Genomic DNA, 18,019 nt, shown 5'->3' with positions numbered 1-18,019 from the left:
TTCAGCACGCGCATGAGGCGCTCGAGCACTACCGCGCCGCCCGCAGGAGCCGCGCGAACAGCAAGCGCGCCGGTCATTCCGGTGCGCTGCTTCCTGTCCATAACGCTTGTCGCCCAAAGCCCACTTACACGGGACCGAATGTCATCGACCTGCTAATACTCATACCGCAGCCCCAACCCACCGTTCACGCCTTTCCCGATCCCGCCCAGTTGCGCCCCGACCTTCAACCACGTGCGCCAGCGCGCATTGAACTGGCCGTTCAGACCGATGTTGACCTCGGCGAGGTTCCTCGCCCCGTCCGCCGACACCATGCGCCCGTTCATCGCCAGCTCCGATTGCCCGTATTCGTAGCGCCAGACCGTTTCGATGAACGGCTGCAGTCTCGTCGTCGCCGACGTCTCGATCGTGCCATTGACACGCACACCGAGCCGCGTCGTCATCCCGTTCGGGCGGACGAAATCAACTGTCGTTCCGGTCGCGGATTCGAACACCGTATGGTCGAAGTAGCCGTTCCAGATGACCTGCGCGAGCGGCGTCACCACGATGCCGTAACGACCGACGGGTCCGAACGCATAGCCGCCTTCAAGCGATGCGCTGGCGATCTGCGAGTGATAGGACTGTGCAGGCAGTCCTTCGCCGCTCACGCTACTGTTCTGCCAGCCATACATCAACCAGCTATCGACGTACGTCCTCAGGCGCTGAACGTCGTCCTGAAACCAGGTGCCGTAGATCCCCGCCGCGTAACTGTCCACGCTGCCGGACGCACGGTTCGGATTGTCGGCGGCCGTCGCGCTGGTATCGACGTGCCCATACGCGGCCATCACGCCTACATGTAATCGGTCGCCACTCCCTGTCAGCGGCCATGCCCCGACGTCGGTGCCCATGTGCAGCAGCCATCGCGTGTTGTGCATGGCGCCCCGGCCGTCCGCGAAGCTCGCGTGCCCGCCCGCACCCTCGACTCTCGCCCACGCGCTCGAACCGAAGGCGGACTGGGGCTGGGTCGACTGATAGTCGCCGCTCGTAGCGCCGAGACGATCGCGCAGCTCGTGATTGAACAAGGTCGCCGAAGCATAGACATTCGCCAGATAGGCGCCGATCTCCGGCCGGTAGCGAGGCACGGGCGTCGGAGTCGGAGTCGGAGTCGGAGTCGGAGTCGGTGTCGGTGTCGGTGTCGGTGTCGGTGTCGGTGTCGGTGTCGGTGTCGGTGTCGGTGTCGGCGTCGGTTGCACCGAGGAGCCTAAATACCACTGCCCGCTGGCGGGATCCTGGCTGATTTCATACTCATAGAGACCAGCAACCACACGACCTGCGAGCGTAAAAGCGGTCGAGGCCGACGCTGCGCCGTTCGTCAGCGCCACCACGCGGATGCCGGTCTGCGTGAGCGCGCCCAAGCCTCCGGCATTCGTAATGCCGATGGCCGTGCTGCCAGTGACGGCAGCTCCGCCGTTCGCGCCGTCGATAACGAGCTGGTCCGTCGGTGACCCGTCTCCCCCGAGCTGCGTGTTCAGGCGCAACGCGCCCTGCCCAGTGTAGTTACCGAGGACGTGAAGCTGATTCCCCGGCACGGCGCCGCGAAGATCGATGGTGCCATTGTTCTGGATCTGGCCGATGAGCGTAAGCGCACCGAGGCCTTGCCCCTGCAACTGCGGTGCGGCATCCGCTGCCGTGAGCATCCCGCGATTGAGCACGTTTGCATTCACGATCCCATATCCTCCCAGCGTTCCGTCGACCGTCACGCCTCCAACGCTCGAGAGTGTCGCGGCACGGTGCGCGGCGTCGCCGACGAGAAGCGTGGCGCCCTGGTCCACCTCGGTGCCGCCCGGGTCCGTGAGGATGCCTGTCAATCGAAGTACGCCCTGCCGGACCGACAGCGCGCTAGCCGTCGCTCCGGTGAGGTTGACTTGCCCCGACAGCGTCCAGTCGACGCCCTGCATCGTGAGCGAGTCGAATCCTTTGATGGCGACGCCCGTGCTGCCGCTATCCGTCAACACAACGGCGTTGTTCGCACCGTTGCTGACGACGTCGCCTCCGAGCACCGACCCTGGGCCGTCCACCACGAGCGAGATCGCTGGGAACTCAGCATGCGTGCCGAGAATCATTGTGTTGTTGTCGCCGTCGAACCGCACGGCTGTGGCCGCCCCCGTTATCGTGCCGAGGTTGTACACGCGGTTGCCGTCGCCGGTCAGGTCGATGGCGGGACCGCGGCTCGCTCCGGCCTGAAGGGTGCCGGCGTTGATCAACACGTTGTCGTCGGCCTTTGACCGCATGACCGCACCGCTCATGTTGCGGATCGTGCCGTAGTTGAGCAACTGGCTTTGCGCTGCGCCTTCGAAGTCCACGGCCGGTGCGTTGCTGTCGCCGCCCTGGATCACACCCGACGCCTCATTGATGACCGAGTAGAGTCCGCTGCCGAAGAACCACAGTGCATAGTTGCTGGCCGAAATGAGTCCGGCATTCGTCACGGTCACGTTATACGCGCCGTTCGAGACGACACCATACTTACCGCTGATCGTGCCCGTCGACGAGTTGTCGACCAGCGCGCCTCGCCCCGTATAGACTCCTGAACTCACGGTGCCGACGATCTGTCCGTCGTTGTAGACCGCCATGGACGCACGGTCGGTATGCACGCCGTCGGGACCTGAAATGGTGCCCCCGGCGTAGTTATAGACGGTTCCGCCATTGGTGAACTGTACGCCTGAAGGTCCGTTCTGCTGGGTCGCGAGCGACTTGATCAGGCCATAGTTGTCCACCCGGTCGGCCCTGGCGCTGGCGCTGCCGAGCTTGAGCGCCGCTGCGGCAGTCGTGGCCGATCCGCCCTGCAAGGTGCCGAGGTTGGTGAACTGCCAGTTCTGCGCGCTGCCGCCGGTTACTGCGGCGCCCGTGTTGACGATCGACCCGCCTTGGGGCAGCACGAAGACGGACTCACCGGGATAGTTGGTATCGAGCGCGATGGTCTGACCGTTCGAACTGGGTAGCGTCACATCCGCATGCGCCGGCACGCAAACAGGCAACGTCAGGAGGCAAATGCGATACCACGCAGGCACTGCGACGCCGGGGGGGGCGAACGGCGTCCGGTCGACCTGAACTGACGATCTCGAAAGCACGCATAGGGCACCGTATTATCGTTTTGTGATCGACCTCGAACCCGCGTTCGGCCATTTTCTCTTCGAGGTTGCGCAGGCTCAGCGAATACGCCACGTACGATCGCACACACGGCAGCATCATGTCCACTGGGTAGTGCACCCGTTTCAGCACCTTCGCGATCCAACTCGGATTACCCCTTCAACGCTTCGATAATCTGAACACGCACATCAGGCCGCTCGGCAAACGGATCAGTCGGATTACGCGGCGTCACGATATCCTCAGCGCGCGTTTTCACTGCGGCAAGCGCGTGCGGATGCGAGAAGATATAGAACTGCTCTTTGCGGATCGCATCGAACACCATACCCGCGACCTCTTGCGCACTCACCTTCCCCGAACTCACCGCCTTTTCGCTCATCACTCGCGACACGCGTTGCGATAAGGTCAGTGGCGTGTCGTTGTCCAGTTCGGACGGACGATTGCGATGCGCCTTCGCAATCCCCGTCGGTACGAAGTACGGGCACAGCACCGAGCACGCCGCCGAAGGCGTCGAGCGTGGCGCGGGCCAGTGAGTCGATTTCCTCGCCCTTCGCGACATCGACGCGGCGCGCGATGGCCTGCGCGCCGGCCGCGCTCACCTCGGCGAAGGTTTCATCGAGTGCGTCCTGTTGTACGTCAGCGAGTACCAGCCGCATGCCCAGCTTGGTGCCAAGCCGTGCGAACTCACGGCCGAATCCCGAGCCCGCGCCGGTGATCACTGCAACCTTGCCTTCAAAATTGTCCATGCCTTATCCCATTGCCCGTTGGTGTATTCAGTCAGGCGTATTCAGGCGTCTCGATACGCTGCGCTAACGCGCTGCGGGATAGTACTGCTCGCGCAATTCCAGTTTCAGCACCTTGCCGATCGGACTGCGCGGCAACGCGTCGACAAAAGTCAGCGCGGAGAGCCGCTGCATCTTGCCGAGCCGTGCGTTGACCCAGCTCAGCAGCGTGTCGGCGTCGATCGGTGCAGCCGGGCGACGCACCACGAACGCAACCGGCGTCTCGCCCCACTGCTCCGACTGCGCGCCCACTACGGCCACATCCGCGACGTCCGGGTGCGAGCACAGTTCAGCCTCGAGATCACTCGGATAAACGTTGAAGCCGCCCGAAATGATCATGTCCTTCTTGCGATCGAGGAGAGTCAAAAACCCGTCTGCATCGAAACGGCCCATGTCGCCCGTGCGGATGAAACGCTTGCCGCTCAGGTCGTACCACTCCGCCTCGGCAGTCTTGTCCGGTTGACGGTAGTAGCCGGTCATCATCGCGGGCGAATGGCCGACGATTTCGCCGACCTCGCCCGCTGCGACCTCGTTGCCGAGCTCGTCGATCAGACGGATGTCGTGACCATCAACCGGTTTGCCGACCGTATGCAGCTTGGTGGGATATTCGTCGGCCTCCAACTGACACGAGCCGCCGCCTTCGGTCATGCCGTAGTACTCGGTGAGCTTGCCCGGCCAGCGGCGCACCACATCCGCCTTCACGCTCGCCGCGAACGGCGCGCTGGTGCAGAACTTGGCCTGGAAGCTGGAGAGGTCGTAAAGATCGAAGTCCGGATGCGCCATCAAGCGTTGATACTGGACCGGCACCAGCATGGTGTGCGTGACGCGGTACTGTTGCGCCAGCTCGAGATAGCGTGTGGCGTCGAATTTCGGCATCAACACGACTGTGCCGCCGAATGTCAGCGTCGGCATGAAACTCACGAGCGTCGTGTTCGAATACAACGGTGTGGAGATCAGCGTCGTGGCGTCTGGGCCATAGCCGCGTTGGATGCTGCGCACCGCATAAGCCCAGCGCATGCCGTGCGATTGCACGATGCCTTTCGGCGTACCCGTGGTGCCTGACGAATAGATGATGTTGAACGGCCACGCCGGATCGATCGTCACGGCTTCAGGCGTTGCGCCCTTCGGCGCGAGCCACGCCTCAAGCGAGGTGCTGCCTGCGTGCGCATCCAGCGCGACGGGGATTGCGCTGATCTCTGCGGCCACCGGTTCGAGGAGACGCTTGACGTCGGCATCGAGGAACAGCAATCGCGCACCCGAGTTGCCGATCATGCTGACAAGACTCGCCGCGCTCGACGAGGGCGCGAGCGGCGCAACCGCCGCCCCTGCCCGCAGGCCGCCAAGAAACACCACAGCGTATTCCACCGAGGCAGCCGCGCATAACGCAATCGCATCGCAAGGCTTGATGCCGTCGCGCTGCAATGCGGCGGCAAAGCGATCGACTCGTGCGTCAAGCGCGGCATAAGTCACGATCTCGCCGTCGCAGATCAATGCCGCGTGCTCACCACGTTCTTTGGCGAAGCGGCGGAGCATGTCGGTGATGCAGACGAACGGTTCGTCCAGTAAGGCTTCGAGCCATGTCATGACGAGGCGCCTCCTGTGCTGCCAGTGCTGCCGTTGCTACCGTTGTTCTCACTGGCCGCGGCCGTGCGTGCCGCATCCTCTTCCTGCAACTTGCGCCACAGAATCTTGCCGCTGCCAGACTTAGGCAGCGACGTCACGAACTCGACAATGCGCGGCGCCTTGTAAGACGCCATCTGTTCATGCGCCCAGTCGATGATCTCCTGCTCGGTGATCGTGCCGGCATGCGCCGCTGCGGGCACCACCAGCGCCTTGACGGTTTCGCCGCGCTTCACGTCCTTCACGCCGATCACGCACACCTCGTGGATCGCGGGATGCCGGTACATGAGCGCCTCGACTTCCGCGGGCCACACCTTGTAACCCGAAGCATTGATCATGCGCTTGAGGCGATCGGTCATGAAGAAATACCCGTCCTCGTCGATATGACCGAGGTCGCCGGTACGCAGAAAACGCTTGCCGTCGAGTTCGATAAACGCTTCTTCAGTCGCTTTGGGATTGCGCCAGTAGCCTTGCATCACCTGCGGCGCGTTCACGATAATCTCGCCGGTTTCGCCTTGCGGTAGTTCCTGCAACGTGACCGGATCGATCACGCGCGAGTCCACATCGAATACGGGAATGCCCAGGCACTGCGGCTTCGGCCGATGCGGGGGATTGATGTGCGTGCCGGCGATCGTCTCCGACATGCCGTAGCCTTCGACGTAATCGAGCCCCGTCAACGACTTCAGCTTTCTGGCAATCGCGTCCGGCATCGCTGCGCCGCCGCCGCGTGCGCCCGTCAGGCTCGACAGATCGTATTCGCCGAGCTTCGGGTTCGACAGAAAATCGACCATCATCGCCGTGATCGACTGCCACGCGGTCACGCGATATTTCTGCATGCATAGCGCCGCCGCTTCCCGATCCCAGCGCGGCAACACGATAATCGTGGCGCCGGAGAAGACCGCGCTGTTCATGCCGCCTTGCATGCCGGTCACGTGAAAGAACGGCAATATCGATAGATACACACCGTCCGGCGGTGCCGAGAACCAGACGCAGCCGCCGAGCAGCGTGCTCATCACGCTGCGGTGGGTATGCATGCAGCCCTTGGGCTTGCCGGTGGTGCCGGACGTGTACGGCATCACGCACAGATCGTCTGGACCGGTGGTGAGCGGACCCGGCGCGATATGCCGTTCGAGCACCTCGCGCCAGGGCGTGACGCCGGGGATATTGAAGGTCTTGCGCGGCGCCGCCACGAATTCCGGCACGGGAATCGGCGATGGCCGCTTCAAATAATCGCTGTACGTCGCGACGACTACGTGCTCGATGCCCTTCCCCGGCCCCCTGCCGATCAGCGGCTCGACGTTCGCGAACAGGCATTGCGGCGCGATGATCGTGGTCGCCTCGCTGTCCTCGACGTAATGCGCCAGTTCGCCGCTCATGTTCATCGGATTGACCGGCACCACAACGGCGTTCGCACGCAGGATCCCGTAGTAAGCGATGATCCATTGCGGGCTGTTCTGCATGTAAAGCAGCACGCGGTCGCCCGCTTTGACATGACATTCCTGCAGGAGAAATCCCGCGATACGCTCGGTTTCGTCCTTGAACTCGCCGAAGGTAACCGGCGTGTCGTAGAAGACGATGAACGACTTGTTGGGAAAACGCGCCGCCGACACCTCGGCGTTATAGAAAATGTTGGTCTCGGGCAGCGTCAGATGCTTTGGCACTTGCGGCGGCCAATTCGGGTGATGGCGTTCGTTCATCGGCGTCTCCTGCCTTACTGTCTGTGCGCGTTTCACACGGATGGTGCGCGCTTCGTTCACATCCGCCGCGTGACGGTCGCGGCTGGCTAATGAATCAGGGAAATCAGTTGAATCAGCGGCTTCAAGAACGACCGAGGTGGCGCCCAAGCTCCATCTTCGCAATGGCGTTACGGTGCACTTCGTCAGGGCCGTCCGCAAAACGCAGCGTATGCGAGACCTCTCAATCAAACAATGATCGAGCCGCCATCCACCGCGAAATACTGGCCCGTGATATGACGCGACGCTTCACTCGCGAGGAACACGATCGGACCTTTGAGGTCCTCGTCGCCGCCGAGACGCTGCAACGGCGTGCGCGAGACGATGTTGTCTTCGAGTTTGTCGAGCAAGCCCGCCGACATCTTCGACGGGAAAAATCCCGGGCAAATCGCGTTGACGTTGATGTTGTACTTGCCCCATTCCGCGGCGAGCGCACGCGTGAAGTTAATCGCCGCGGCCTTGGAGGTGTTGTACGCAATCGTGTTCATGCCGGGTGGCGAACCCTTCAGCCCCGCCACCGACGCGATGTTGATGATCTTGCCCGCACGACGCGGGATCATGCTGCGCTTGCCGACTTCACGAGCGACAAAAAACGGCGCATGGACATTCAGATTCATCACCTTGTGCCACGCTTCGTCGGGATAGTCCTCGGCAGGTGCGCCCCATGTCGCGCCCGCGTTGTTCACGAGAATGTCGATGCTGCCATGCAGGCCGAGCACTTCGTCCACGAGACCGGGGATACCCTCGAAGCGCTGCAGATCGTTGACGATGGTCTGTACTTCGATACCCCGGCTTTGCAGATGCATTTTTGCTTCGGCGAGTTCATCGGCCTTACGCGCGGTGATCGCCACGCGACAGCCCATTTCTCCGAGTGCTTCAGCCATTTGCAGGCCTAGCCCGCGCGAGCCTCCGGTGATCAGTGCAACCTTGCCGTCCAGTTGAAACAGGTCTTTCACAGACATTACGACGCTCCTCCAGGTTGTTCTGCAATGCAGACTTTCATTCCAGATTTTCCAACCATCATACGTGCCGAAATTCAGCCTGTAAATAAAAGCACGCTCATTCACTTTTGATTTAAACTGACATGCATCGACGATGGGCGGGTCATCGGGACTTACCCGAATACCGCACTTTTCAATCGAGCCGCGTCTATGCGATTTCGTGGGTTTCCGCGCTTGTCGCGTAGTTGTTCTGCATAGCGGCTTACCTTTGGACGGGTCTTCTCCCATGCAAGATGCGCTGATCATCAACTCGCGTGATCTGGAATTCCAGTTGTTCGAGGTGCTCGAGGCCGAGACGCTCACGCAGCGCGCGCGCCACGCCGACCACACTCGTGAGACTTTCAACGCGGCGCTCGAAACCGCTCATGCGGTCGCCGCCGAAAAGTTCGCGCCGCACAACCGTCTTTCGGACGAGCACGAACCGCAATTCGACGGTCAACGCGTCACGATGCCCGCCGAGGTCAAAGACGCACTCGACGCGTTCCGCTCCGCCGGTTTCCTTGCGGCAGGCAAAGACTACGAATGGGGCGGCATGCAGTTGCCCTCGGTGATTGCCTTTGCGTGCCTGTCGCTCTTCAAGAGCGCCAACATCGCCACCTCGTCTTACGCGATGCTGACCACGGCGAATGCGAACGTGATCGAGCGCTTCGGCAGCGCCGCGCAGAAACGCAAGTATCTGCAGGCCTTATTCGAAGGCCGCGCGTTCGGGACAATGGCGCTGACCGAGCCGCAAGCGGGCTCGAGCCTCTCGGACCTCGTCACCAGTGCAACGCCTAACGAAGACGGCACCTATTCGATCCGCGGCAACAAGATTTTCATTTCGGGCGGCGATCACGAGTTGAGCGAGAACATCGTTCACCTGGTGCTGGCGCGCATTCCCGGCGGGCCGCCGGGCGTCAAAGGCATCTCGCTCTTCACAGTGCCGAAATTCCATGTGAATGACGACGGCAGCCGCGGTGCGCGCAACGACGTCGCGCTCGCGGGTTTGATTCACAAGATGGGCTGGCGCGGCACCACGTCGACGATGCTGTCGTTCGGCGAGCGCGGCGAATGCATCGGCGAGCTGGTGGGCGAACCGCATCACGGTCTCGCGTATATGTTCCACATGATGAACGAGGCACGCATCGGCGTCGGCCTCGGTGCGGTCATGCTCGGCTATCGCGGCTATCTGGCATCGCTCGATTACGCGCGCGAACGGCCGCAAGGACGTCGCCCGGATAACAAGAATCCGCTCGATCCGCAATTGCCGTTGATCGAACACGCTGACGTGCGCCGCATGCTGCTCGCACAAAAAGCTTATGTGGAAGGCGCCTACGCGCTGTGCCTGTACGCGGCGCGCCTCGTCGACGAACAGAACACCGGCGAGAGCGACACCGCACGCGCCGAAGCGGGCCTGCTGCTCGATCTGCTGACGCCGGTGGTGAAGTCGTGGCCCTCGCAGTGGTGCCTCGAAGCGAATAGTCTGGCGATCCAGATTCACGGCGGCTATGGCTATACGCGTGAATATCCGGTCGAGCAGTTCTACCGCGACAATCGCCTGAACTTGATTCACGAAGGCACGCACGGTATCCAGGCGATCGATCTGCTCGGCCGCAAAGTCGTGATGAAACAGGGCGCGGCGCTGAAGCTGTTGGGGCGTGAAATACAGCGCAGCGTCGACTCGGCTCGCGTTCATCCGGCGCTGCAAGCGTATGCCGATTCACTCAACCAGGCATGGAGCGAATTGGCCAGCACGGTCGAAGCGTTATTGCCCAAGCTCTCCAGCGAAAGCGAACGCGCGCTCGCCAACGCGAATGCTTTTCTCGAAGCGTTCGGTCATATCGTGATTGCGTGGACGTGGTTGCGGCAGGCGATCGTTGCGAGCGCCGCGCTGCCTGAAGCGAAGAGCCAGGCCGACGGTGACTTCTATCGCGGCAAGCTGCATGCTTGCCAATGGTTCTTCCATTGGGAATTGCCGCGCGTCTCGCTGATGCTCGCCACGTTGCGCAGTCTCGACGATACGACGCTCAGCATGGCGCCTCAGTGGTTCTAAGCGCTGCCGCTCAATGCGGCTTTCGATGCCGCTTGATACCGCCAGACACTGCTCAATGCGACAGCGCGACTTCCAGTTGCGTCACCACGTCGATCAGACGTGGCCGCACTTCTTCGAGCAGGAATTCCTTCGAGAGCTTGAACGAAGGTCCGCCAACATTGATCGCCATGATCGGCAGCTCACCACCCGGCTGGAACGCACGCGCGATGCCGTTCACCTCTTTCTGCCAGTCCCCGAACGAAGTCGTCACGCCGAGCGTGCGGTAATCTTCGAGCGCATTCTCGATGCCGCGGCGGGTTTTCGGCCACTGGACGTGATCGAGCTCACGCACCTGCTCCATGAAGCTGAGACGATCGTGTTCAGGGATCGCCGCGAGCCACGCCCGGCCAATCGCGGACGTGGCGACCGGAATACGCGAACCGACTTCTAGCGTCAGCGTGAGCGCAACCGAGGCCCGGCAATTTTCCACATAGATCATCGAGAGCCGGTCGCGCGTACCCAACGACACGGTTGCGCCGATGACATCAGCCAATTCCTGCATCACCGGCCGGGCGATCTTGCGGACATCGAGCCGGGCCAGCATCGCGCTGCCCAGCGCGAGCGAGGCCGTGCCAAGCCGGTATTTGCCGCTCTCTTTCAAATGAATCAGATAGCCGAGCAGCGTCAGCGTGTGGGTCAGACGCGATACCGTCGATTTCGGCAGCTTGCAGCGCAATGCGAGTTCCTGATTGCTCAGCGATTTGTCGCCTGAGCGAAAACACGCCAGCACCTCGAGCCCGCGCGCGAGTGCCGTGACGAAATGCCGGTCGTCCTTGTGCGCCTCGTGCGCCGTCCGGCTCGCGAGAACCGAATTTGCGCTGACGGATGCAGCGGGTGTTTGCTCGCCGTCTCCCGCGCTCGGGTCCTCGACCGGGTTATCGATCGGGCTTTGATTGGTTTTGCTCAAAATGAAACGCGCTCCCGCGAAACGGCACCATCCGAAGGACAAACCATAGCCCGGATAGAGAGTGTTCCGGGCTGCGGAATTATAGACAAACGCAAAAAACCGCTCAGACTTCTTCGGTCGGCGCGGATACCACTGGACTGAAAAAGTAAACGACCGCGCCGATCGCAAGCGGCACGACCGTCACGGCAAACAACGCCGAATAGATCCCCGCGTTCGATAGATGCACCCGTTTGGCGACACCCGCGATCCAGCCGAAACAACTGCTGGTCAGCGCCACGCCGAGAAAAACGAGGCTGTTGAGCAGGCCCAGACCGAGCCCGAGCCGGCGCGGTGCAATGATGGCACGCGCTTGCGACATCACGAGCGGATGGATCGAGCCGACCGAGAACAATACGCAGATCAACGCGACACTGATACCCCAGCTGCCGTCCGGACTGACCGCGAGCACCAGTGCCGCCAGCACGCCGGCAATCAGCCACAGCAACGAAATAAGCTTGGGTGCACAGAACCGCACGACCACCGGAATACAGAAGGATGCGGCGATCCCGATCACGCTGGTGATGGTCATTGCATTGCCGCGCGCGATAACGTCGAAGCCGTAGACGTCGGCGAGATACGGCCCACCCCATGACGTACGGAACGTGCTGCCGACCGAGAGCGCGAGGCAGGCCGGCATCAAGGTCCAGAAGCCGGTGCGCCGTTTCACCGCGCTTGCCGCATGTTGCGATGCAGCGAGGCTCTGTTCATGCACGGCTGCATCGCGCCGGCGCACGAAGCATACGACGCCAAGCGTCGCGCATAGCATGGCCAACGAAGCGGTAACCATGACCGGACGCCAGCCGAAGCTGGCCGTCGCACGGCTCAGAGGAAATGCGGCCAGCAATGCGCCCGCCATGCCGATCGCGCTCGCGGTCGTGACAGCGCGTACATTGCGCGTGCCGTGGCCGGTATGGAGCACGTAGTTGAGCAGCCCCATAAAGATCGGCGCGCAACCCAGTCCGATGCCGGCTTGCGCCATAAGCGCCACTGTTGCGCTCGTCGTCATCGAAAGGATGCCGGCACACACGGCGCCGATGCCCATCAAAAGCGCGGTCGGTCCGCGCACGCCGTAGCGGTCGAACATGACGCCGACCGGCAGTTGCGCGATGGCGAACACGAGGAAGAACGAGCCCGCGAACCAGCCGAACATTTGCGGAGAGAAATGAAAATCACCGATCAACTGGGTGGAAATCACAGCGATATAACTACGGAAAAACTGACTCAGTACGTAGCTGAAGGTCAGTGCCCACAAGCCATAATCGATCGACGATGCAGCGGCATCCGTGCGCGGTTCGAGTAGTTGTTGCTGTACGCCATCAGACATCTGCGGTTCGCCCCGGATGATCGAAGCCGTCATGATAGGCGAATCGGGCGACGGGCGGCCAGGTCAGTTTTTTCAACGCTCGCGCGTTTGCTGGAGTATTGTTTAAGCGCGCCGGGAGCTTCACGACGTCACTCTTCTACAAGACCGGAGGCTCCATGCGGGCTGCAAAGTGCTTGCAGGCGCGTGTTTTTTGCATGCAACGATGCGAAATCAACTTTTCGAGGAATGGAGAAAACGTGAAAACAGTCAATCTTTTGAAGGCGCTCGGCATCGCATTGTGTGTGGCGACTGCGTCCAGCGCCTATGCCCAGTCGAGCGACGCGATGGCGTCGGGCAGCATGATGGCACCGGCTCCGAATTCGAAAGCGATGAAGAGCACGGACCGCAAGTTGGGTCTGGCCGTGCGCAAAGCTTTGGGCAAAGCGCAGGGTTTTGATGTGTCGAACGTGTTTGTCAAGGCGCGCAGCGGTGCGGTGACGTTAACTGGAACGGTGCCCGATGGCGCGCAAATCCCACAAGCTGAGGAAGTGGCCAAGGGCGTTGCAGGCGTGACGTCGGTGAACAACAAGCTGACGCTCGGCACGCAGGGCGGCGGCGGTGGGGGTTGATCGCGTCTGACGATTGACGAACGACGACCAGTTTCGACAGGTAGCGCCGCAAGAGCCAATTTGCGGCGCTGCCTGTCGTTCTGGCGGTTTTCAGCTTATGCGCGCACGAGCCCTGTGATCGGGCGCATGGCCCCGGTCTGGCCGAACAATGTGGCGGCCGTACGCTGCGGATCGAGTCCGAGGCTTTCGCTTGCGGCGCCGGCGAGCAACGCATCCAGCGACACCGTCGGCTTGAGGTCGCGCGCTTCGTATAGGTCGCCCGGTTTCAGGCCAGGCCAGTCGGCCAGCACACGTCCGCCCGCCACCGCGCCGCCCAGCATCATCGCCACCGAGCCGGTGCCATGATCGGTGCCCCCGGTGCCGTTGGCGGCGGCGGTTCTGCCGAACTCGGTTGCCACCACCACGGTGGTCTTGCTCCACAAAGGCCCCATGCCGTCGCGCAACGCCGCGAGCATCGTGTCGAGCGCTTTCAACTGATTGGCGAGGCGTGCGTTCTGCGCGGTGTGCGTGTCCCAGCCACCTGTTTCGATCATCGCAATGCGCGGGCCATCGTCGCGTGACAGAAAACCAGCGGCGAGCTTGCCGAGGCTCGGCGGGTCCTGACGCGCTCCGGCGTCGCCCGCGAGTCCGCGTGCGGTCATGGCCGACTCCCATAGCGGGCGCAATTGCGCATCCTGGTCGTACAACTGCGAGACCCGCATGAGCAGATCGTCAGGCGCCTGCGGCAACCCCGAGGGCGCGTACGAGGTTACCGGCGCGTTGCCGCGCAGCGCCATCGGCACGGTCGGCGCGAAGGCGATCGCATTCTCGCGCGTAGCGGGCATCGATGCGACGAGCCGGTTCAGCCAGCCGTCCTTCATCTGATACGGCGAGGTGCCGCCGGTCTCCAGCACGTTCTGCCCGTCGAAGTGCGAGCGGTCGCGATACGGCGACGCTACCGCGTGCACGAACAGCGCTTGACGATCCGCATACATCGCGGCGGTCTGCACCAGCGAGGGATGCAGCGCGAAGGTGCCGTCGAGCCGGGTCGCCTTGGATGCATCGATCGCAAGCGCACCGCGCAGTGTCGCGTAGGCGGGTTCGGCGTACGGCACGACGATGTTCAGGCCATCGGCCGCACCGCGCTGGATCACGAACACGAAGCGGCGATCCGTGGCGACGCTGGCAAACGCGATCTGTGGCGATACGAGAATCGCGCCCGCGCCTGCAGCGGCCACGCTGAGAAATTTGCGGCGTGAAAACATGGCGTTCATCTCCGTTGAAAATCCGGCGAGACCAGCAACAGGGCGATCGCCGTCGATGCGCTTTCGGCACGCGACACGGCCGCGGCAGTCGGCGCACTGAGCGAGCCGGCCAGCAAGGTCTGGCCGAGCGAGCGAGCATCGAGCCGGTCGCCGACCCGCGACGCGAAACGCTGTGCCACTTCGACCCGGCGCACCAGCGCATCGGGCGCCGCCCAGCTCGCGGCAATGTCGTCGTAGCCCGCGGGCGAACCCGGGCGCCATACCGGTTGACCGAGTTGCGTCAGGACGGGCGCGGCCTGCATGTTGCCGATGTCCTGCCAGCCGAGCCCGCGCATCGAAGAAATGGTCCATTCCCACGGCGTCTTGAACTTCACCGCGGCCGGCGACCACGCCTGCGGCATGTCGAGCAGCGTCCGATACACGGTCGGCAGATCGCCGCCGCTGCGCGCGAACGCATTCGCCAATCGCTCGCTTACGTCCGGCGGCGGATTGTCCGCGACGAAGTGACGGGCAAGCTTGCCGCCGATGTGCTGCGCCGTCGCGGGCGCGCTCGCGAGGTCGTGCAGGATCGCCAGCGCCTGCTTTTCTCCCGGCTGGTCGTAGCGGCGGCCCATGATGGTTCGCGAACCCGGTTCGTGCAGCGCGACGCGAAACACGAAGGTGCCTGGCGCGGCGTTCGTCTGCAGACCCTGCCCGCGCGGGTTGCCAGGATTACCCGGATTGCCGGCAAGGCTCCAGCCAGTCAGTGCGCGGGCGAATTCGGTGACGTCGTCCTGGCTATAGCCGCTGCGCACGCCGAGCGTGTGCAACTCCATGATTTCGCGCGCCAGATTCTCATTCAGACCGCGTTTGACGTTCGGATTGCGCTCTGCGGCGCGCATGGCCGCCATGCTGTCCGGCCCAACCGAACGCGTCTGATCGAGAAACAACTGCATGGCCGGATGACGTTCGACCGCGACCAGCATGTCTTCAAATCGACCAAGCACGTGCGGGCGGATCGCTTCCGCTTCGAATGAACCGGCCAGTGCCGCGACGGCGGGCTTTTCCGTCGACACCGCGAAGTGATTCGCCCAGAAATGAACCAGCCGCTCGATGAAAGGCGTCTCTGTGGTCAGCGCGCTTGCGACCCGCGCGTTCACCGAGGAACGGTACATGTCGAGAATTTCGCCGCGCAGCGCTTTTCGTTCGGCTTGCTTAGCAGTTTGTGCGGCGGTTTCTGATACGTCTTGCCCGGTAGTTTGCGGGTTGGTCTGCGCATTCGTCTGATTGGCGGATGCGCCTTCGTTGACGTTCTGCTGGGTCTGCCGGTTCAGTTGATTCAGCTGCATGCGCTGCTGTGCCAGTTCGCCGGACAGTGCCACCGAATCAGGCTGGTTCGCCCACGCAGCAGGCCGCGGCTGATATTGCTCGAACTGCGCGAGCAGCCATCCCTTCGGGTCGGCGGGCGGCGTATCGTCGGCACGCGCGCCGAGGCCGAAGCGGTTCAGCGCAATCGCCGCGGCATTCATGTTCGGTGATGTGGCCATACCATCCTCTTGGGCGTTGGATATTTCTTTAAACGACCGCCACGCTCAAATCCGTCGCGGCCGTTCAGAATTTTTTATTCGCCCGACGATTCACTCGAAGATTCACTTGCGGCCGGCTTCGGTGGTTTGTTCGCGTTGGCGGCCTGCTGCGGTTCACGCCACTGTCCGCGCAGCTTCAGGCTGTCGGCGAATTGGATGCGCTCCTCAGGCGACAGCGTCGCCGCAAAATCCGCCACACTGCCCTCCACTTGCGCGCGCAAGCTGCTGTCGGCCTCACGCGTGCGGGCCAACGCTGCGTCCAGTGCCGCGCGATCGAACTGCGGCGCGGCGAGCAAACGCAACACTTCGTGACGTCCCTCACGGCCCTCGCGGGCAAACTGCTTGCCCTCGCGGCGCGCATTCTTCAGGCCGTCGATAAACGCCTTCTGACGCTCGGCCGGCAGCGTTTCGGCAGCAAAGCGCAACGCCGTGCGCTGCTGCGCCAGCACCGTGGTAGTCGCGCCATGCGCCGCAAACCATTGATAAGCACCCCCGACAATCGCGCCCAGCAGAAACACGTTGAGCACCAGCGAAGCCACCAGCACGATTTTCCATGACCGGCCGTTCATTCGCCGCTCCAATCGGCGGACGAACCACCGAAACTCGAAGTTAAATAAGAGGACTCGTGCATTTGCGGAACCGTCCCCGTCAACACAAAGAACGAGACCGCGAAGGCGCCGGCCACTCCGCCCAGCACGCCGACGCCTGCCACCGCCGCACCCGACCACCAAAATTTCCGGCGTGGTGCGCTCGGCCGCCGTACCGGTGCGCTGCCGATGATGCGCTGCTGCAATGCCGCGCCAGGCGGATCGACCTTGTCGGCGGCCAGCCATGCATCGATGCCGGCCGCGTCCGCCAGCAACGCGTCGGCCTCGGCACGATGCGCCGCGGCCCAGGCCTCTGCCGCCGCGCGTTCCTGTTGCGGCCAGCGGCGCGGATCGGCGCCGTAGGCTTCGACGATCTGATGGAATCTTTCGGGCGTCATGACTTGTCCTTGCTAAGGCCGCTGCCGGCCAGTTGGGCGCGCAGATTGCGGCGCGCACGTGCCAGCAGACTTTCCAGCGCATCGACCGTGATGCCCATCAGGGCGGCAGCGTCGATGTTCGACATCTCCTGGTAGTAATTCAGCACCAGCGCCTCGCGCTGTCGTGCCGGCAATGCGGCGAGCGCCTCGCGAACGCGCTTGTCCTGGGCGCGCGCTTCAAGCGCGGCGTCGGGCAACGCGGCGGGGTCGATCTCGTCGGGCATGTCGTCTTGCGGGACTTCGCGGCGGCCGCGCAGACGGTCATAGCAAAGATTGAGCGCGACACGATGGACCCACGTATCGACCTTCGCCTCGCCTTCCCGCCAGCGCGAAGCCTGTTTCCAGATCCGCACGAAGACCTCCTGCGCCACGTCTTCCGCTTCCATGCGGTCTCCCAGCATGCGCGTGGCGAGTGCGAGCAGACGCGGCAGCTTGCGCGCGACGAGCGAGCGGACGGCGGCCGGGTCTTGCCGGGCCACCCCCTCGAGCAATTCCGCATCGGGATCCCGTTCGCTCAAGGCATGCGACTCCACAGCGCGCGTAAGAGCACCACGGTGCTCAACGTTCAGGCCCAATGGCCTTCGACCCAGCGCCAGTTAGGTCCGCGCTGCACCCAATGCCCCGGCACCCAGCGATAGCCGACGCGCACCGGCTGCCAGTGGCCCGGCACCCACACATAACGGCCGTGGTCCCAACGCCAGCGGCCGTGATCCCAGACGTAGCCGGCACGCGGCGCCGGCATCACTTCGACGCGCGGCGGCGGCGGCGCCATCGGCGCGACGATCACCGCCTGCGCGAAGGCCGGCGCAGCCGTCAGTGCGGCAGCGCACGTAATCGCTGCAGCGAGCACGGAAGTCAGAAGGCGGACCGGTTTGGTCGATGTCATGTTGGTTTCTCCCATAAGAACTGAAGCCAGAAGCGGCTGCGTTTCTTCTTGAACGCAGTAGCCCGAAAAATCCGTCGCTTTGATTGTCATTGAAA

General features: G+C 63.0%; 14 protein-coding genes and 2 pseudogenes. 2 read left to right on the top strand and 14 right to left on the bottom strand.

Features of this window, described 5'->3' with window-relative positions:
* Window positions 1–152: 152 nt before the first annotated feature.
* From P3T25_RS40550 to P3T25_RS40525, 6 genes and pseudogenes are all read right to left on the bottom strand, one after another.
* On the bottom strand, window positions 153–3,044 hold the full coding sequence (locus P3T25_RS40550; protein WP_429362863.1) for an autotransporter outer membrane beta-barrel domain-containing protein: 2,892 nt from the start codon (window positions 3,042–3,044) through the stop codon (window positions 153–155).
* Window positions 3,045–3,120: 76 nt separating this feature from the next.
* A pseudogene (locus P3T25_RS40545) lies at window positions 3,121–3,225 on the bottom strand (IS6 family transposase); the annotation flags it as partial.
* Window positions 3,226–3,274: 49 nt separating this feature from the next.
* A pseudogene (locus P3T25_RS40540) lies at window positions 3,275–3,866 on the bottom strand (SDR family NAD(P)-dependent oxidoreductase).
* Window positions 3,867–3,929: 63 nt separating this feature from the next.
* Window positions 3,930–5,486, bottom strand: coding sequence for a class I adenylate-forming enzyme family protein (locus P3T25_RS40535; RefSeq protein WP_429362861.1), 1,557 nt, complete (start codon window positions 5,484–5,486; stop codon window positions 3,930–3,932).
* Complete coding sequence (locus P3T25_RS40530) at window positions 5,483–7,219, bottom strand: long-chain fatty acid--CoA ligase (protein WP_429362859.1); 1,737 nt, start codon at window positions 7,217–7,219, stop codon at window positions 5,483–5,485. The genes P3T25_RS40535 and P3T25_RS40530 overlap by 4 nt, the downstream gene beginning before the upstream one ends.
* Before the next feature lie 224 nt (window positions 7,220–7,443).
* Complete coding sequence (locus P3T25_RS40525; protein ID WP_154560732.1) at window positions 7,444–8,217, bottom strand: SDR family oxidoreductase; 774 nt, start codon at window positions 8,215–8,217, stop codon at window positions 7,444–7,446.
* Between the two features lie 265 nt (window positions 8,218–8,482).
* Between P3T25_RS40525 and P3T25_RS40520 the strand changes: the two genes are divergently transcribed.
* On the top strand, window positions 8,483–10,288 hold the full coding sequence (locus tag P3T25_RS40520) for an acyl-CoA dehydrogenase (protein ID WP_429362856.1): 1,806 nt from the start codon (window positions 8,483–8,485) through the stop codon (window positions 10,286–10,288).
* A gap of 52 nt (window positions 10,289–10,340) precedes the next feature.
* On the opposite strand, the gene P3T25_RS40515 is transcribed toward P3T25_RS40520, so the two are convergent.
* Window positions 10,341–11,234, bottom strand: a complete 894-nt coding sequence (locus P3T25_RS40515; RefSeq protein ID WP_429362854.1) for an IclR family transcriptional regulator — start codon at window positions 11,232–11,234, stop codon at window positions 10,341–10,343.
* A 103-nt stretch (window positions 11,235–11,337) separates the two neighbouring features.
* Window positions 11,338–12,630, bottom strand: coding sequence for an MFS transporter (locus P3T25_RS40510; RefSeq protein ID WP_429362852.1), 1,293 nt, complete (start codon window positions 12,628–12,630; stop codon window positions 11,338–11,340).
* Window positions 12,631–12,833: 203 nt separating this feature from the next.
* On the opposite strand from P3T25_RS40510, the gene P3T25_RS40505 reads away from it, so the two are divergent.
* The gene (locus P3T25_RS40505) at window positions 12,834–13,205 is read left to right on the top strand and encodes a BON domain-containing protein (RefSeq protein WP_168435711.1); all 372 of its coding nucleotides are present in this window, start codon (window positions 12,834–12,836) and stop codon (window positions 13,203–13,205) included.
* A gap of 95 nt (window positions 13,206–13,300) precedes the next feature.
* Here P3T25_RS40505 and P3T25_RS40500 read toward each other — a convergent pair whose 3' ends face one another.
* From P3T25_RS40500 to P3T25_RS40475, 6 genes are all read right to left on the bottom strand, one after another.
* Window positions 13,301–14,449, bottom strand: a complete 1,149-nt coding sequence (locus tag P3T25_RS40500; RefSeq protein WP_429362850.1) for a DUF1501 domain-containing protein — start codon at window positions 14,447–14,449, stop codon at window positions 13,301–13,303.
* Window positions 14,450–14,454: 5 nt separating this feature from the next.
* Window positions 14,455–15,975, bottom strand: a complete 1,521-nt coding sequence (locus P3T25_RS40495; RefSeq protein ID WP_429362848.1) for a DUF1800 domain-containing protein — start codon at window positions 15,973–15,975, stop codon at window positions 14,455–14,457.
* A 74-nt stretch (window positions 15,976–16,049) separates the two neighbouring features.
* On the bottom strand, window positions 16,050–16,583 hold the full coding sequence (locus P3T25_RS40490; protein ID WP_154560739.1) for a periplasmic heavy metal sensor: 534 nt from the start codon (window positions 16,581–16,583) through the stop codon (window positions 16,050–16,052).
* The gene (locus P3T25_RS40485; protein ID WP_429362845.1) at window positions 16,580–16,999 is read right to left on the bottom strand and encodes a hypothetical protein; all 420 of its coding nucleotides are present in this window, start codon (window positions 16,997–16,999) and stop codon (window positions 16,580–16,582) included. The genes P3T25_RS40490 and P3T25_RS40485 overlap by 4 nt, the downstream gene beginning before the upstream one ends.
* Complete coding sequence (locus tag P3T25_RS40480; RefSeq protein ID WP_171927195.1) at window positions 16,996–17,571, bottom strand: RNA polymerase sigma factor; 576 nt, start codon at window positions 17,569–17,571, stop codon at window positions 16,996–16,998. Before P3T25_RS40480 ends, P3T25_RS40485 begins: the two co-directional genes overlap by 4 nt.
* A gap of 32 nt (window positions 17,572–17,603) precedes the next feature.
* Window positions 17,604–17,924, bottom strand: coding sequence for a YXWGXW repeat-containing protein (locus P3T25_RS40475; protein ID WP_429362843.1), 321 nt, complete (start codon window positions 17,922–17,924; stop codon window positions 17,604–17,606).
* Window positions 17,925–18,019: the final 95 nt, after the last annotated feature.

This window comes from Paraburkholderia sp. GAS32, from assembly GCF_050434225.1.
In the GTDB taxonomy this organism is placed as follows: Bacteria; Pseudomonadota; Gammaproteobacteria; order Burkholderiales; family Burkholderiaceae; genus Paraburkholderia; species Paraburkholderia madseniana.
Note: the sequence above shows the minus strand (reverse complement) of the source record. Positions and strands in the feature narration are given on the sequence as shown.

What these genes read in the sequence shown, in the direction of transcription:
- P3T25_RS40520 (WP_429362856.1), top strand. Translation starts at nt 8,483, where the DNA reads ATGCAAGATGCGCTGATCATCAACTCGCGTGATCTGGAATTCCAGTTG.
- P3T25_RS40490 (WP_154560739.1), bottom strand. Translation starts at nt 16,583, where the DNA reads ATGAACGGCCGGTCATGGAAAATCGTGCTGGTGGCTTCGCTGGTGCTC.
- P3T25_RS40500 (WP_429362850.1), bottom strand. Translation starts at nt 14,449, where the DNA reads ATGTTTTCACGCCGCAAATTTCTCAGCGTGGCCGCTGCAGGCGCGGGC.
- P3T25_RS40530 (WP_429362859.1), bottom strand. Translation starts at nt 7,219, where the DNA reads ATGAACGAACGCCATCACCCGAATTGGCCGCCGCAAGTGCCAAAGCAT.
- P3T25_RS40495 (WP_429362848.1), bottom strand. Translation starts at nt 15,975, where the DNA reads ATGGCCACATCACCGAACATGAATGCCGCGGCGATTGCGCTGAACCGC.
- P3T25_RS40510 (WP_429362852.1), bottom strand. Translation starts at nt 12,630, where the DNA reads ATGACGGCTTCGATCATCCGGGGCGAACCGCAGATGTCTGATGGCGTA.
- P3T25_RS40525 (WP_154560732.1), bottom strand. Translation starts at nt 8,217, where the DNA reads ATGTCTGTGAAAGACCTGTTTCAACTGGACGGCAAGGTTGCACTGATC.
- P3T25_RS40475 (WP_429362843.1), bottom strand. Translation starts at nt 17,924, where the DNA reads ATGACATCGACCAAACCGGTCCGCCTTCTGACTTCCGTGCTCGCTGCA.
- P3T25_RS40535 (WP_429362861.1), bottom strand. Translation starts at nt 5,486, where the DNA reads ATGACATGGCTCGAAGCCTTACTGGACGAACCGTTCGTCTGCATCACC.
- P3T25_RS40485 (WP_429362845.1), bottom strand. Translation starts at nt 16,999, where the DNA reads ATGACGCCCGAAAGATTCCATCAGATCGTCGAAGCCTACGGCGCCGAT.